The organism is Comamonas sp. wu1-DMT (assembly GCF_040187805.1).
GTDB classification, from domain to species: domain Bacteria; phylum Pseudomonadota; class Gammaproteobacteria; order Burkholderiales; family Burkholderiaceae_C; genus Comamonas; species Comamonas thiooxydans.
Genome location: NZ_JBANEM010000007.1, coordinates 99391 through 113821 on the forward strand (window position 1 = coordinate 99391; position 14431 = coordinate 113821).

Here is a 14431-nt window from a genome sequence, read left to right on the forward strand (position 1 = left end):
ATCGATGCTTATTTGATAGCTGCTTCTGAAGGCTGGGCAAAGGATTGCTGCTGATTTCTATGAAATTCATCGGCAATCAGCGCCAGCCCCTGCCGGTAGCTGGTAACGACAAACCCCGGAAATGCCTGCTTGAACTTGCCGGAGTCAAACAGATTGTCGTGGGCATAGCGGGGCAGCAGCTCTCGCAGCTCTGCCACGGGCTTGGAGATCAGGCCGGCTGCGCTCAGTACCCAGCGGGGCAGCAGGTGATGGCGGGAAGACCGGGAAGAGCGGCCAAAGCTCTGGCTGGCCCAGTCGATCAGCTGCTTGTAGTTGGGGCGAGTATCGTCGCATGGCAGATGCCAGGTCTGGCCATAAGCATCGGGCGTGTTGCCCAGCAAGGCCAGAGCCCTACTGGCATCGGGGGTCCAGATCAGGGTGCGCAGGCGGTCGTCTCGCACCGGGGCCAGTGGTGTCTTGCCGGCCTTGAGCCTGTCAATCACCAAGGTGTTGGTAATGCTCTGCGTCTGGGCCGGGCCGTAGAACTCGGGCGCCCGTGCGATCAGCACGGGGATCTCCCCGCGTGCCATCTCGGACAGCACCATCTCGGCCATGGCGGCGCGCACCCGGCCTTTGCGCCCCACGGGAGCGAATGCGGTCTGCTCGGTCTGCAGCTGCGCGTTCTGCGGATACCAGTATCACTCAAGGCGTTGAGAGTGGCTTGTGTAGTCAGGCAAAAGGAATTAATAATTCTTCCATATTAAAAATATATTCATATACTAATTAACTTGAAGAAAATATACTGTTCAAACTACCTTTTGCAAATAGAATATAAGCTACGCTCATAGCGATTACTTGCTTGGCAAGTATTTTCTGGTGTTGAGCTTTAAACAACTGCTCCTGCGACATCAATACATCTGTTAATAATCGCACTCCATTTGAGTAACCGAGTTTATTAGCAGTCAATGCATCGTACCCAAGTTTTTCAGCTTTTTCTGCCTCTAGAAGATCTAATTGTGCAGAGTGAAGTTTTTCAAAATTTGATCGAAGCATTGATTCTATTTCATCGCGCTTCTTATGGTAGTTTCTTGTAATTTTATCTGATAGCGCCATACCTTCCTGAATTTTCAAACTAGTAGAATCTCCAGAGTATAGGGGAATTGAAAGTTGCACGCCAATTGTTGCTTGCCGAACCCCTTTGCTACTGTCATATATGTCATTCGAGCCGTTAGGGTAATTTTTCCATTGATATGATGCAATACCATTTATTGTCGGGTAATATTCACTTTCAGCTTTTTTTACATCTAAGAGCGAATAATTTACTTCCTCGTTTAACTTTAATAAATCAGGATTATTTTTCTCAACATCAATTAATGCATCTTCCACCGAAAATTTTACTAAATCAGAATTAATTGTAATGTAAATAGATTCATCAGTAGAAATTTCCTTTTGACATATAGTCTTAATATCGTTATTTGTGACGCTAATGTTAGAGCTGGCTTTATTAGCTGCTATTTTAGCCAAGCTGTATCGCAATTTGGCGGAAAGCAGGTCAGCCGAAGTAGATACTCCCTCTTTATACTTGAACTCGACTTCTTTTAGTTGTTTAAAGGATAAGTCCACATCGTGAAGAAGAATATTTAATTCTTCTTTTGCTGTAAGGTTATCTATATATGTTTTTATTGTCTTTAGAATGAAGTTTTGCTTGGCAGAGTGAAACTCATATTCACTAATTTTTTGCTGTATTGGAGATTGCTTATAAGCAATTAGTGCACTTGAATTGTATATTGGAACTGTAAGTCGGACACCAGCTGTATATGTTGATGAGTCTCTATCAACATTTATATTTGAGATGTCTATTTTTGAGTTAGACCTCTCAGCCGCGGATGAGAAGTCAATTTTAGGGAAAACTTGTTTTTTTAACTGCTGAGAATTTTTTTTCTCGAGCAATAGATGCATATTTTTCCGACAAGAATTCATTATTTTCTTGAAATCCACAAATGATAATATCCCCAAGAGTTGATGCTTGGGTTAGCTTTGTGAAAAAAGCGCAGAACAATAATACTAATATTATTTTAATTTTCATTAGCCAGCTCATTAAACGGGATATTTATATCAGAAGATGCAATTGTCTCTTTTCTATGAGCTATAGTGATTCTTGTTATATTAAGTGATTTGATGGTACTACTAATGCGCTCCTCTGTCTTTACATCTAGATGACTAGTTGCCTCATCAAGAACCAAAACTAACGGGTTTTTACAAAATGCTCTCGCTAGCATTATTCTTTGTCTCTGGCCTCCAGACAAATTACTTCCCATCTCTCCAATAAAAGTATTAATTCCCATTGGCATTAATGAAAGATCATCTTTCATTTCTGCATTTCTCAGTGCTTTTGTTATTTTCTCAACCCTAATCTCACTAGAAAAGCACGAGACATTATCTTTTATTGATGCTGACAACAACTGGTCGTCTTGCATAACTGCTGAAACCATCTCCCTCCATCGATGAATGCCAAAAGAGAGTATTGGAGTATCCTCTATCAGCACCTCTCCTTCTGTGGGCTCTAAAAGGCCTAATATTACTTTGGCAAGAGTAGTTTTCCCACACCCAGTAACCCCATGAAAGCATATATGCTTTCCTGGTTCTATTACTAAATTAATATTTCTAAAAACCCAAGGCAAATCATCCGAATACCTGAATCCAACATTTTTCAGAGTTATCTTAGGCGGGATATTATCTATAGAATCGGAGTCGTAATTCAATGCCGAAATATCTCCGGTATTTTCTGGGGTAGTTAATGCTATGTCAGCAACACGATCTACGTGCAACCTAAGCATTCTAACTGACATGATATTGTCAGTTAGTCTTTGCATTCTGCCGGAAAAATCTGATTTATAGGCTAGATATGCCATTAACATACCAACCGTAATTTCTCCGTCCATCGCCATCAATGCACCAAAGCCCAAAATTATCGTACTCTCGATAAGAAAGACTGTGCTGTAGCCGGAGGAGAAAAACAGAGACATTAACTGTGAATAAATCTTCTTGTTAGAGGAATCTATAATACTGTTTTGCCATATTTCCCCTCTCAATTGCTCAATGTTATTTAGCTTGATGGTTTGAATTCCACGAATATTCTCTATGAAGTAAGTTTGGGCTTTTGCATCAAGAGAGACTATTTCATCATTTATTTTGTGATAAAATTTATGAGGAAATATTCTTAACAAAGAATAGATTACTGCAGAAACCAATGCGACTATTGTCAGCTTCCATGAGTAAACAGTCATTAATGCAAGTGTAATTATTGAGAATAATCCATCAAAAATAACATCTATGAACTTACCAGTAACGGTGTTCTGTATTGACTGTATTGATTGAAATTTAGCGTTAATATCTCCAATATGCCTCACCTCAAACCATTTAAGTGGTAATTTCAGAAGATGATTTTTCATCCTCATTGCCCACTGAACAGAAAACTGAGTTGAAAGAGATATTGCAAACCATCCACGTGCGGATTCCATGAATATCTTGGATATCCCCATCAATATAGCACCAAGCGCTAAAACTATAAGTAATTCTTTATCATTTGATATTATCGCACCATCAACGACCCATTGTGTAAACATGGGAGATAGCATTGCTAATAGTTGAATACTGGCACCTAATAGCAGCAGCCGGCCAAGGCTCGATTTTAAACCTTTAACTTTTCCTGTAAGTTGATGCCATTTCAACGGAGCCGGAGGTTTATTGGCTTCAAAAGTAATATTGGGAGTTAGCTCTAGTGCAATTCCTGTAAATGAGTCAGAAAGCTCGGACTTTGAAATTGTTCTCATTCCTAAGGCTGGATCAAATATTTCGACTCTATTTTTCTTTACTGAAACTAAAGTGACAAAATGAACCATCTCCCAATGGATTATGCATGGTAATGATAGATGACTTATTTCATCTATCTCCAAACGTAACGCTCTGGTGGAGAATCCAAATAAGCCTGCCAGCTTAGAAAGGCCAGCCAATGTAAGGCCTCGAGTTGATAACGCATACTTTGACCGTAACTCGGCCATCGTATATGCCTTGCCATATGTTGATGATATGTAGCCAAGGCATGCCAATCCGCACTCAGATGCAGCCGATTGGAGATATGAATGCATGTTGTATTTCTTTTTCTATTAAACTCAAATGCCTCAGTACAGAGGCATTTGAAGAAAATGTAACCCGGAAAATATAGGATCTATTAATCTCTAAAGAATTTCTGGATTAATTTGGCTAAAATATTAGCCATCGCTATCAGTTCCATTCATTGAGTCGAGCATACTCCCAATGAAGCTTTGGATCCCTGTATGTTGATTAAGTCCACTCCCGATAGCCCAACCAACAATACCTGAAACAGACAGAGCAGCCCCCATTGCAGAGCCAATACCGATGAGTGCAGCTACTTCAGTAGCACTTGCAATACCTAGAGACTGCGCTACTCCGGCAGCAATTCCACCTCCGATTGCTGCGCCTGATGCTACTGCATCCCCATAAGAAAAACCGCCGGAGACAAGCTCCATATCTATAACATCTAATTCTCGCACTTTTGGATCCTTTATTTTTTGCCAAAGACTAGAGTTTTTATAATTTCAGTTAATGAAACTGATTCAGATTTATTTGATATTTTTGATAAAGCCTCCTTATTTGAAACCAAATAAAAGTAGCTTAATACTATGACAAGTATTAACGCACCCATTAATATTACCAATGAAACTGGATCACCTCCTAATGAGGATTTTTGAAGTATTTGATATGCAATAAACAATATTACTGATATTGCTGCTATGAAAACTATATAAACTGACCTCATTAATAATCTTTCCTCAACTGGAGAACATCACATTTAATTAAATTGGCAGCTAGCTTTCTTTCCTTTTCATTGTTGAATTTCCCTGTCTTTACTATCTCGGAAAGAGATGACATGCTCTTTTCATCAACATTCAGAGATATGCCATTTGCAATTATCTTGCTTGCCCCTGAATCTGGAATGTCTTGATAGCTGTTAAGAGCAATTTGTTCTGAGTCATGAATGTTTAGTTCATTACCTTTGCTTAATACAAGCTTTTCCAAATTAAACGAAGTATTAACCCTGAGGGCAGATTGATGTATCAAATTAAATTGATCAAGATTGTCTTGGTTTGAAATTAGCTTCACTAGCTCATTATTTATTTCATCTAAGTTTTCAATATTTTTTTGATTACTTTTTATGGATTTTCTGAAAATCACATTGTCATCTAGTAAAGTATTGCACACCCAGTTTATATAATCTTTTATTTTAGGGTAATGAATTCCTACCGCTATATGGAAAGTTGGCTCGCCATTAATCGGTGAAACTTCATGCCACCATCCTCTCGGTATATAAATAACGTCACCCTCATTCAATACAACTTCAAATACAGGTGAATCGGGGCACTCTGGAATATGAGAAATACTCTTTTGATGAACCAGTGGATACTCAAATGTAGGGCTGTAGATCTTCCAGAGCTTTCTCCCTTTAATTTGCACAGCAAAAACATCGTGAGTATCCCAATGCTTTTTAAACGCAGGATCGTCCCTGAAGGATATATATCCATTGCATATGGCCTTCTCTCCATAGAAGCGGCCTATATCAAATGTTATATTGTTAATTTTTTCATTCTTTATATCCAGTCTATCGAGCAGGAGTGTGGCACCGTTCGATAGTTCTTCATATAAGATTTCTTTTATAATTCTTGTTCTTACACGACCAATATCTTGATATGTCTCCAAAACCTTGGACGTAAGATTTTCGCTACCTTTGACCAACTTAAAGTGCTTATCCGATACGTCCCACGAGTAGAGTGTTTGATCAATTTCAGACCAATCCATTTTTAGATTGTGAGCTTTTTCGAAAAAAGCATATTTCTTCCCAAGATAATCTTGTTCAAATTTTTTAATAGATATTGGAAAATTAATCATTTAGATACTTTCGGAAATATTCTTTAACGGGTCTATAATCCATTTATATATTTTTCGTTTTTCCTGAAAAATGCTTGCCTCAACAACCATGCCAGCAGTTAATTTTTTTGATTCATTATCAATAGTTATCTCTTGCTGCATCGGATTTATTGTTATCTTATACTGATCCTCACGATTTACCTGATGCTCTGTTGGCAGGTCGTTTGATTCAATCGGTGCTAGTGATACATATTCGACAACACCATCAAATTGACCATACTTTTGATGAGAATATGCGTGATAGCGTAGCTTTACTCGCTGTCCTTTTTTTAGAAACCCTATTGCTCGAGAATTGGCATATAGGTTGATTTTCATTCCTACCGATGCAGGAACTAGCATCGCGATTGGTTTATTTGTAATTGACTGACCTTTAAGTGAATTTGTTATGTTTACATAACCATCATCAGAGGCGACAATTTTGTAATCCAAGCTAAGCTTATTTTGAAGAACTTCCTTATTTAAGGTCTCTAGTTGAATATTTGAGTCATTTATTTCCTTTTTTATTCTTAGAAATGAGTCGTCGTATTCTTTTCTATTTGAAACCTCTAGTCGTTTTAGTTCATTAATTTGTTTTTTGTTTTCAACTGACTGACTGCGAAGTAATTGAAGAGAGTCAACTTGATCTTTAACAGCAGATTCTGTTACATAGCCTGCGCTCTCCAGTCTTTTGTACTTCTCTATATCGGAGTTGGCTTTGTTAATCCTCTGATCAATTATCAATATTTGTTCATTAGTTAAGTTTATTTGGTGCTGAATGTTTGCTTTTTTTTTCTGCGTAATCCTTATTAATTTTATTTAAATGAGACTCATTCAATGAAATATTTTCAATAATAGATGATCTTTTATTTTCGATATTATTTTTTAGAATGCTATCTACTGACAATGAGGTTGAGTTTTCAACACGTCGTTCATCTCTTATCGCGAATAGGTCCTGTCCTTTTTTTACGTAATCCCCATCGTTAACAAATATTTCAGCGATAGTTCCTGGTTGGCTAGGTATTATTTTTACAATTCCCCCATCCGGTACGACATATCCAGAAATGTTAGTTCTCTTTGTGTATTCTCCGAATATTAAAAATAAAACTACTGGGAAAATAATTGTTAGAGAAATAAATATCAATTGCGGTGTATATCTAGCTTGGCTAAGCTGAATACTACCTTCTCTGTTTTTGGAGTACTTTTTTACAGCCTCTGAACGGAATAGAGCACTTCTCTCTGTCATACAAATATATTGTTATGTTTTATATTTAAATTTGATTGCTTTTTTTATAATCTCACACGCACCATTTTTTTGGTGCTAGGGAAATCCCTTAAATCAATGCTGCATAAGAGTATTATTTTTCTTAGAAGTAAGGGATAGCTTGAACTAAGATTCGGATAAATCCTAAATTATTGAGAGCATAATTGCGCTAGATGAATACAGTAGAATGTGTACAACATCTTCTCAACGTTAAGAATTTCCTTACGCAACAACTCAGCAGTCGCTTTTCTCAAGCAAATGTTAGGAAGTCCATACTTCCGGATTTTCGATTAGCCAAGTTTCATTGGTGCTGAGGGGGCAGAATCTGGTGTAAACGAACAGCCCAACACGGGTGTGAGCCCGCATGTCCGTACGCACTATGGCCAAGAAGATACAAAGTACCTGAAGCTCTTTTCCTTTTTGTCCAGCCTTCTTGCCAATTATCAGAAGCCCAATGACATCGTGGGCGAGAACGGCTTGCTCACGCATCTCACCATACCGTTGATCGAGAAGGTCCGGATACATAACTGACCAAGCACGGCGTTGTTGTAGAAATTGACTTGAGAACGAAAGCTTTAGTCTGGTTGCGGTCTTCGTGCAGACATGCTTAGCTTGACTACAACGCTCCTCGGGGCTTATTTACGACACCGACGAACTAAGAAATACAGGCTAAGGGTCATAGGCTCAGGTCAGCTCCCACACCGACTTTCCAATTAACCAGCCTCCAAGCGGATCATCCGGTTGCGTGCGATCTACCCGACTGACTCTGGTCACCAGTAGGCTTCGCAATCTCGCTCATCGCTTTGATCTTTGACGGACTCTTTTTGGTAGGTTTGACTCCACTAGAGAAAACTCAGTTTCGTTGATGCCAACCTTCCCCAACTGGTTGATGAAGTCGTCAACGAGCTCTAAAGCCCATAGTGCCTTTAAGTAAAACCCAAATTGCACCCCTGGGTGGCCGGCCTCCATCTTTACGACGGTGTTCAAAGACATCTGAGTGGCATCGGCGAGGTGTTGCTGGGTCATCTCGCGAATACGGCGAGCCATTCTTATCTTTTTTCCCATAAGCAATGCGGCATCTTCTGACTCAAGGGGCAGCATCGCGGTGTCGGAGGACTTTTTCATAAGCTACGTGGTCAAAATTACCTTTTAAATAGTAATTAAGTTGAATTTTTACTATTTAAAGAAAAATATACTGTTTCGGTATAGACAGAAACCTGCCTTAAGCTCGTATCCTGGCTGGAATGGAGGCCGCACCAAATTTCCCTTTAAATGATATGCAAGCCATATAAATAACAATTAAAGGCAAATTTATATACACGGTAAGCGTTACAAGCGTCTCCGGGGTCTGGCTTAAACCAAACAGCCTCTGCGAAACCCGGTGCGATTCAGGTTTTTTCGCTGGGTCGATACATCAGTTCGAATCAGCCTCTGGGTGGCCCTGAGGGCGTCTTCGAAAATTCCCAATTTTCAGCGAGCGTGATTATTACGACGATGGGTCCACTCAGTTCAAGTGGAGACAAAATGCGACTCGAATTCTGTTCAATTGCCACACCGGCCCGACATGCAGTGCATGCCTTGTTGATCGTAGCGACCCTGTCTGGCGCGCTGGCGCAGGCGGCCCCCTTGCCTTTTGACATGGCAACCAGCCCAGAGCAGCGATTTCAACTGGCCTTGGAAGCCCAGACTGCAGGTGACTACGCCCCTATGCTCGCGTTGCTGCGCCAGGCGGCCCGCGATGGCGAGGCACAAGCGCAGGAAACACTGGCATGGGTGCTTCTGGCCGGCCCAACCTTGTACGGCGCTGCGGTAAAGGCAGATCGCTGCGAGGCAGCTCACTGGCTGCGGCAAGCTGCCGTAAAGGGGAGTCAAACGGCCAGAAGCCAGTTGAATTTTCTGAACCGCCTGCGAAATGCACCGAGTGGCCAGACGGCCTGCGCATTCGAGTGGAAGGGGTGACATGCGCAAGATCCCTTTTCAGATCACAGCGTCATCTTCAAGCATGTGCCACATGCCCAACGTGACTGGGACACGGCACTGTGTGGCCGCTACTGGCTGCTACCGGCCGATTAACGACAGTCGAAGATCGGCCGGTAGCTTGCCTTCCAGGTTCACCCTTGCTTGACTTTGGCCTTGCTGGAACCTAAGGAGGAATGCACTGAGCTTGATCCTCGGAGTTCATTGACCACTCAAGCGCTTGCCAAATGACACCGCATAGGCCTGGGAGCGAAAGCGGAGCACCGGATCATTGGTGGGCGCAATGCCGTCGGCCATCACCATCGGATCAAAGTTGATCGGCTCGCACAAGCCTCCTTTCTGAGTCGAAGCACTCGTGATCGTCAAGGTGCCGGCCTTGAACTCAGGTCGCTGTGCGGGCCATGATTGCGTGGGGTCGTCCTGGGGATCACCCGGCTGCCCGACCGTCACCAGCATGTCCCAGCGAGCCGGTTTATTTGATGTGCTGCGGATCAAGGCGGTTTCCAGAAAGTCCGTTCCAGCCGTCTTCAGCGCCTCGTTGCTTAGCGGCTTCTCCCCTTCCTGCGGTACTAAGCGCCAGCGCACCAGAGTCACCTTGTCTTGAGCATTGATGAACTTGAAGGTGTGAATGCCAAAGAATGCGCTGCGGGTGTAGCTGTCGGGAGGGTTGTGGCTGGCCAGGTATTGCGCCTGAGCCAGGCTGTCAGGATGGGAGGCCCTGAATGCTTTGAGCTTTTCCGGGTCCGGCTTGCCGGTGGCTGGATCGGGGCGCTGAGCCTCGGTCAGGTCCAGAAACGTTCCGGGGTGGGCGGCGCCGAACATGGGGGTGTTCAGCATGGACATCTGGTGCAACTGCCCTTTGGGGAGCTTGAATTGCAGGGCCATTCCACGCGCGCTTTGGGCAACATCTGGAACCTTGGGGTTTCCTCCTGCCAGCGAGAAGCGCGCAATCACCGGAACGGCTTGGCCGGAAAACAGTGCAGAGCGCGAGTAGCTGGCGGCCTCGGCGGTAGCGGTGAATTCGCCCACCGCGCAGGTTCCCTTGATGTGATTGCGGCGCTCTCCCTGATGAACGCCAAAGGTCGCTTCCAGAGCCTGGACCACCCGCGGTGCCGTCACCTCCTGCTCGGCTGCCAGGGTGAAAGCCGGCGGCACCACCATGACACAGCTCAGCGCGAGCTTCATTTTTCGGAGCTTCATTGTTTCTTCCTCTTGATGATCCAGGCTTGAGTTCTCAGGGCTTGGCGATGTGCCAGCTGTTGTTGAGCAATCCATCTCCCGTTCTGTCTCCGGGCTTGGCATCCTTGGCCCAGTAATAGAGAGGACGGCCCTTGTAGGCCCATTGCTGATCACCGTTGTCGCGGACAACCAAGCTCCAGTCACCGGTAGCCGTCGCACCCGGGGCCACCGTCAGAGGTGGCCAGTTCGTGGCGCAGCCACCGTTGCATACGCTCTTGCCGGATCCGGTGGCATCTTTGTCAAAGATATAAAGCGTCATCTGGTTGGGGCCCACGAGCACGCCATTCATGGCAGAAGCGGGCGTCTGCGCCTGGGCGGCAGCTGTCACAGCACAGGCCGCTAGGAACACCGAGGTGAGGGTGGTGAGGGAAGCGAGTCGGGTCATGGAGATCTCCTTGAGGTTGACCTGCTGTAAACAGTTCAATGACGCTGTTTATTCCATTGAAATCTCTGGCCGCTCATCCTCCGAGACTGCCCAGGCAGAAATCGTCGTACTTCGCGCAAGGCGATCTGACCATTGGTGCCCGAATGGATCTGCGATTCCACTCCTTGAAGCACAGGCTTTGCCGGCCTCAACGACCGGGAGTGATGCAAGCGTGAGCTTGAAGTCAGGTTCAAGGTCAAGCGCGGATTGCGCGAGAATGGCGCACATGAAAATCGGAGAACTCGCCCAGCGCACAGGTCTTGCCGCATCGCGCATTCGTTTTTACGAGCGCATCGGCCTGCTGAGCGTTGCCCAGCGTCAGGCCAACGGCTATCGCAGCTATCCCGAAGAGGCGGTGCTGGCGCTCAGGCTGATTGCCACGGCGCAGCGGGCCGGCTTCAGTCTGCAGGAGCTGCGCCAGCTGCTGCCCGAGGATCTGGAGCAGTGGCAGCATGACGAGTTGCTGGCCACGCTGCATCGCAAGCTGCAAAGCATCGATCTGATGCTGGTACAGCTGACGCAAAATCGCGCCGAACTGGGCGAGCTGATTGCCCAGATCGAGGCCAGACCCGAAGACATGGACTGCGCCGGCAACGCACGGCGTGTGCTGTCGCAAATGCGCTTGCTGGGGCCGGACGAGGAGGCGACAGGCCGGCCCGCTCAGCCCAGCAACTGAGCAACCTGCAGGGCAGTGGCCCGGGCCGACTGCGGGTTTTGCCCCGTCACCAGCCTGCCGTCCGTCACCACCTTGGAGGCAAAGGGCAGCCGGGCCTTCTCATATTGGGCACCGCGTTGGCGCATCAGCGCTTCGGCGTTGTACGGAACTTTGCCAGCCACGCCGGCCAGCCTTTCCTCTAGCCAGGAAAAGCCTGTCAGCCTGCGTCCGGCGACCAGCAGCGAGCCATCGGACAGACGGGTTTCGAGCAGACCGCAATAGCCGTGGCAGACCGAGGCAACGACGCCACCGCGCTCATGGAGGTCACGCGTGATGCGCTGCAGCCCCAGCGAGGATGGAAAGTCCCACATCACGGCATGGCCGCCGGTGAAATAAATGGCATCAAAGTCTTGCGCGTCCACGGCATCAGGGGCGGCAGTGTTGGAGAGCAGGGCCATGCGCGCTGCATCCGCCAGCCATACCCTGGCCGTAGCATCCCGGTTCGGCCATTTCAGCGAGCGCGGCTCCAGCGGCGAGTGGCCGCCCAGCGGGCTGACCAGGTGCTGTGCGTAACCCCGCTGGGCAAAGACTTCCCAGGCATGGCTGAGCTCTGACAGCCACAGGCCGGTGGGCTCGGCAGGGTCATCGTAATGGGCGACGTTGCTGACGACGTGAAGAATGCGACGGGGCATGGGGAGTCTCCTGTGGCTCCCAACTTAAGCTTGAAGTGCAGTTCAATGTCAAGCATGCAGTGTGCTTGAGGTATTCCTGTTTTGATAGCTTTAATCGCTTTATAGGTAAGGGATTGGGTCGGTTTCTATTGATATTTTCCGAGCCGCGCTGCCAGCCATTCCGCTTTGTGATGGGGGCGGGCCCCAGCCTGGCTGCTGAGGTTTGCTTTATGCGTTAAGTTTCAAGCTGCTGTCCCTGAGCGTGTACATGCTTGGCGGACCTGAGTTTCCCGGATTTGTCTTGAAAGGTGCCCATGGTGCACAAGCGTTCTCTCGTAAAAGCCCTGGCAGTTGCCGCCCTGGCACCTGCCGCATTGCTGGCCCAGGCCCAGGATCTGGCCGTGACCGTCGGCGTGACGGCCGGCCCCCACGCCCAGATTGCCGAAGTGGCCAAGCAGGTTGCAGCCAGGCAGGGCCTGAAGGTCAGGCTGGTGGAGTTTGGCGACTTCATCCAGCCCAATGCGGCGCTGTCCACCGGCGATCTCGACGCCAACATCTATCAGCACCAGCCCTTTCTTGATGCCCAGAACAAGGACCGTGGCTACAAGCTGGTGCCCGTGGCCAAGGCCGTGAACCAGCAAATGGGTGTGTACTCCAGAAAGGTCAGGAAGCTGGCTGATCTCAAGAGCGGCGCGCGCGTGGGCATTCCCAACGACCCCACCAATGGCTCGCGTGCTCTGATGGTGCTGGCCAAGCAGGGATTGATCACGCTCAAGGCCGATGCCGGTGCGCGCGCTTCGGTGCTGGACATCACGGCCAACCCCAGAAAGTTCAGGTTTGTCGAGCTCGAAGCCGCCCAGCTGGCCCGCGCCCTCGATGATCTGGACGCCGCGGCCGTCAACAGCAGCTACGCCGTGGCAGCCGGCCTGTCCCCCCAGGGCGACTCGCTGGCGCTGGAAGATGTGAACACGCCTTATGTGACCGTGCTCATCGTCACGCGCGCTGGCCATGAGAACAGCAAAGGCCTGCAGGCGTTTGTGAAGGCCTACCAGTCACCCGAGGTCAAGGCCTTTGTGGAAAAGACCTTCAAGGGTGCCTACACAACTGCATGGTGAGCGCATGAATCAGCCCTGGAATCAACTGGATGAGGCGCTGTTCGAGCGCGCCAAGACTTTGCTGGACGAGGAATGGCTGAGCCGAGACGTCGATCTGGCGCCGCTGCTGCCTGTGGTGCTGGAGCGCGGTGTGGGCCAGGATTGGCACAAGGCCGGCACTTTTCGCCACCATCTGGCAGGCGTGGCGCGCTCTTTGGCGCTGTGGCAGCAACCCAGGGACGTGCGCCTGCTGGGTCTGCTGCACAGCGTCTACGGCAATGCCTTTGTCGATCTGGTCAAGTTCGATGCCGGCAATGAGCGCGATCAGCTCAAGCGCCTGATCGGCGTGCAGGCCGAGCATCTGGTCTATCTGTTCTGCACCATGAGCCGCACCCAGTTCGTGCAAAAGCTGCTGGCCGGCGATATCGCGGCGGACGGCAGCATGCAGCTGGAGCGCAACGGCCCCGAGCCGCGCGAGACCATCAGGCTCACAGCCTATGAAGTGGCTGTGTTCGCCATCGTCAGCATGGCCGACAGCATGGAGCAGTGGTTCAGCTGGCAGGAAGACATCTACTCGCGCTTCCCGGCTGTGGACCACAGTCGCCAGCAGGCCGTGCACTGGGCGGCGTCGTTGTGGCCCGGCCCCATGCGCCCGAGCAGCCGCATGCTCAGCCAGATCAGCGGCCTGGGCCGGGCGTTGCAGCATCCTGCGCTCAAGACCCAGCTGCCGCTGCCGCCCGTTTTTGCGAACTGCAGCCAGCTACTGAGCGCTGGCAACGAGGCTGCGGCCGTAGCGCTGTACTGGTCGGTGATTCAGCTCGATCAGCCGCTGGTCGATCTGGACGCTGCCACCGCCACGCTGGAGCAGGCTGTCGCGCTCAACCCCTGGGTGGGCGAGCCGCAGATGGTGCTGGCCCAGCTATACCTGAGCGCGTGCCGCAACACCGATGCCGCCCGGGCCGCCGATAGCGCGCTGCAGTGCTTTTGCGCCTGGGGCAATGCCTGGGACAAGCGCGTGCAGTGGGATGCCTGGATTGCCTGGACGCGTATCCTGCTGCAGTCGGCCCGGGAGGACAGCTGGCCTGCACGGCTGGACAAGCTCAACAATATGGCACTGCGCTAGCCTGGGCCAGCACAGGCTCAGGC

14 protein-coding genes and 1 pseudogene are annotated in these 14431 nt (G+C 48.2%); 4 read left to right on the top strand and 11 right to left on the bottom strand.

The window, feature by feature from the left end:
• Positions 1-8 precede the first annotated feature (8 nt).
• The 8 genes and pseudogenes from V8Z78_RS11990 to V8Z78_RS12025 all read right to left on the bottom strand — a co-directional run.
• Positions 9-677, bottom strand: a pseudogene (locus tag V8Z78_RS11990) (Rossmann-fold NAD(P)-binding domain-containing protein); the annotation flags it as partial.
• Between the two features lie 85 nt (positions 678-762).
• Complete coding sequence (locus V8Z78_RS11995; RefSeq protein ID WP_349731425.1) at positions 763-1938, bottom strand: TolC family protein; 1176 nt, start codon at positions 1936-1938, stop codon at positions 763-765.
• A 116-nt stretch (positions 1939-2054) separates the two neighbouring features.
• A complete protein-coding gene (locus tag V8Z78_RS12000) occupies positions 2055-4127 on the bottom strand; it encodes a peptidase domain-containing ABC transporter (protein WP_349731426.1) in 2073 nt (690 codons plus the stop codon).
• Positions 4128-4250: 123 nt separating this feature from the next.
• Complete coding sequence (locus V8Z78_RS12005; RefSeq protein ID WP_349731427.1) at positions 4251-4553, bottom strand: hypothetical protein; 303 nt, start codon at positions 4551-4553, stop codon at positions 4251-4253.
• A 265-nt stretch (positions 4554-4818) separates the two neighbouring features.
• On the bottom strand, positions 4819-5946 hold the full coding sequence (locus tag V8Z78_RS12010) for a JmjC domain-containing protein (RefSeq protein ID WP_349731428.1): 1128 nt from the start codon (positions 5944-5946) through the stop codon (positions 4819-4821).
• A complete protein-coding gene (locus V8Z78_RS12015; protein ID WP_349731429.1) occupies positions 5947-6705 on the bottom strand; it encodes a beta-barrel domain-containing protein in 759 nt (252 codons plus the stop codon).
• 10 nt (positions 6706-6715) lie between these two features.
• Positions 6716-7207, bottom strand: coding sequence for an HlyD family secretion protein (locus V8Z78_RS12020; protein ID WP_349731430.1), 492 nt, complete (start codon positions 7205-7207; stop codon positions 6716-6718).
• A gap of 813 nt (positions 7208-8020) precedes the next feature.
• A complete protein-coding gene (locus V8Z78_RS12025; RefSeq protein ID WP_349731431.1) occupies positions 8021-8350 on the bottom strand; it encodes a helix-turn-helix domain-containing protein in 330 nt (109 codons plus the stop codon).
• 399 nt (positions 8351-8749) lie between these two features.
• Between V8Z78_RS12025 and V8Z78_RS12030 the strand changes: the two genes are divergently transcribed.
• A complete protein-coding gene (locus V8Z78_RS12030; protein ID WP_349731499.1) occupies positions 8750-9184 on the top strand; it encodes an SEL1-like repeat protein in 435 nt (144 codons plus the stop codon).
• Between the two features lie 219 nt (positions 9185-9403).
• On the opposite strand, the gene V8Z78_RS12035 is transcribed toward V8Z78_RS12030, so the two are convergent.
• Entirely contained in the window at positions 9404-10504 is a 1101-nt protein-coding gene (locus V8Z78_RS12035; RefSeq protein WP_349731432.1) for a catalase family peroxidase, read from the bottom strand.
• Positions 10437-10826, bottom strand: coding sequence for a COG4315 family predicted lipoprotein (locus V8Z78_RS12040; RefSeq protein ID WP_003062763.1), 390 nt, complete (start codon positions 10824-10826; stop codon positions 10437-10439). Before V8Z78_RS12040 ends, V8Z78_RS12035 begins: the two co-directional genes overlap by 68 nt.
• A 265-nt stretch (positions 10827-11091) precedes the next feature.
• Between V8Z78_RS12040 and V8Z78_RS12045 the strand changes: the two genes are divergently transcribed.
• Entirely contained in the window at positions 11092-11541 is a 450-nt protein-coding gene (locus tag V8Z78_RS12045) for a MerR family transcriptional regulator (protein ID WP_279085783.1), read from the top strand.
• Here the strand turns inward: V8Z78_RS12045 and V8Z78_RS12050 are convergent.
• Positions 11526-12212 (bottom strand): type 1 glutamine amidotransferase domain-containing protein, encoded by a 687-nt coding sequence (locus tag V8Z78_RS12050; protein WP_349731433.1) that lies wholly within the window; start codon positions 12210-12212, stop codon positions 11526-11528. The genes V8Z78_RS12045 and V8Z78_RS12050 overlap by 16 nt on opposite strands.
• A gap of 293 nt (positions 12213-12505) precedes the next feature.
• Here V8Z78_RS12050 and V8Z78_RS12055 point away from each other — a divergent pair, with 293 nt between their 5' ends.
• The gene (locus V8Z78_RS12055) at positions 12506-13306 is read left to right on the top strand and encodes a MetQ/NlpA family ABC transporter substrate-binding protein (protein WP_279085777.1); all 801 of its coding nucleotides are present in this window, start codon (positions 12506-12508) and stop codon (positions 13304-13306) included.
• A gap of 4 nt (positions 13307-13310) precedes the next feature.
• Positions 13311-14408: a DUF6817 domain-containing protein gene (locus V8Z78_RS12060; protein ID WP_349731434.1), complete on the top strand. Its 1098-nt coding sequence runs from the start codon at positions 13311-13313 to the stop codon at positions 14406-14408.
• Positions 14409-14431 lie beyond the last annotated feature (23 nt).

Bases quoted from the DNA above. Each gene is read 5' to 3' on its own strand.
- V8Z78_RS12020 (WP_349731430.1), bottom strand. From the start codon at position 7,207: ATGACAGAGAGAAGTGCTCTATTCCGTTCAGAGGCTGTAAAAAAGTAC.
- V8Z78_RS12010 (WP_349731428.1), bottom strand. From the start codon at position 5,946: ATGATTAATTTTCCAATATCTATTAAAAAATTTGAACAAGATTATCTT.
- V8Z78_RS11995 (WP_349731425.1), bottom strand. From the start codon at position 1,938: ATGCATCTATTGCTCGAGAAAAAAAATTCTCAGCAGTTAAAAAAACAA.
- V8Z78_RS12040 (WP_003062763.1), bottom strand. From the start codon at position 10,826: ATGACCCGACTCGCTTCCCTCACCACCCTCACCTCGGTGTTCCTAGCG.
- V8Z78_RS12030 (WP_349731499.1), top strand. From the start codon at position 8,750: ATGCGACTCGAATTCTGTTCAATTGCCACACCGGCCCGACATGCAGTG.
- V8Z78_RS12025 (WP_349731431.1), bottom strand. From the start codon at position 8,350: ATGAAAAAGTCCTCCGACACCGCGATGCTGCCCCTTGAGTCAGAAGAT.
- V8Z78_RS12055 (WP_279085777.1), top strand. From the start codon at position 12,506: ATGGTGCACAAGCGTTCTCTCGTAAAAGCCCTGGCAGTTGCCGCCCTG.
- V8Z78_RS12050 (WP_349731433.1), bottom strand. From the start codon at position 12,212: ATGCCCCGTCGCATTCTTCACGTCGTCAGCAACGTCGCCCATTACGAT.
- V8Z78_RS12000 (WP_349731426.1), bottom strand. From the start codon at position 4,127: ATGCATTCATATCTCCAATCGGCTGCATCTGAGTGCGGATTGGCATGC.
- V8Z78_RS12060 (WP_349731434.1), top strand. From the start codon at position 13,311: ATGAATCAGCCCTGGAATCAACTGGATGAGGCGCTGTTCGAGCGCGCC.
- V8Z78_RS12035 (WP_349731432.1), bottom strand. From the start codon at position 10,504: ATGCCAAGCCCGGAGACAGAACGGGAGATGGATTGCTCAACAACAGCT.
- V8Z78_RS12045 (WP_279085783.1), top strand. From the start codon at position 11,092: ATGAAAATCGGAGAACTCGCCCAGCGCACAGGTCTTGCCGCATCGCGC.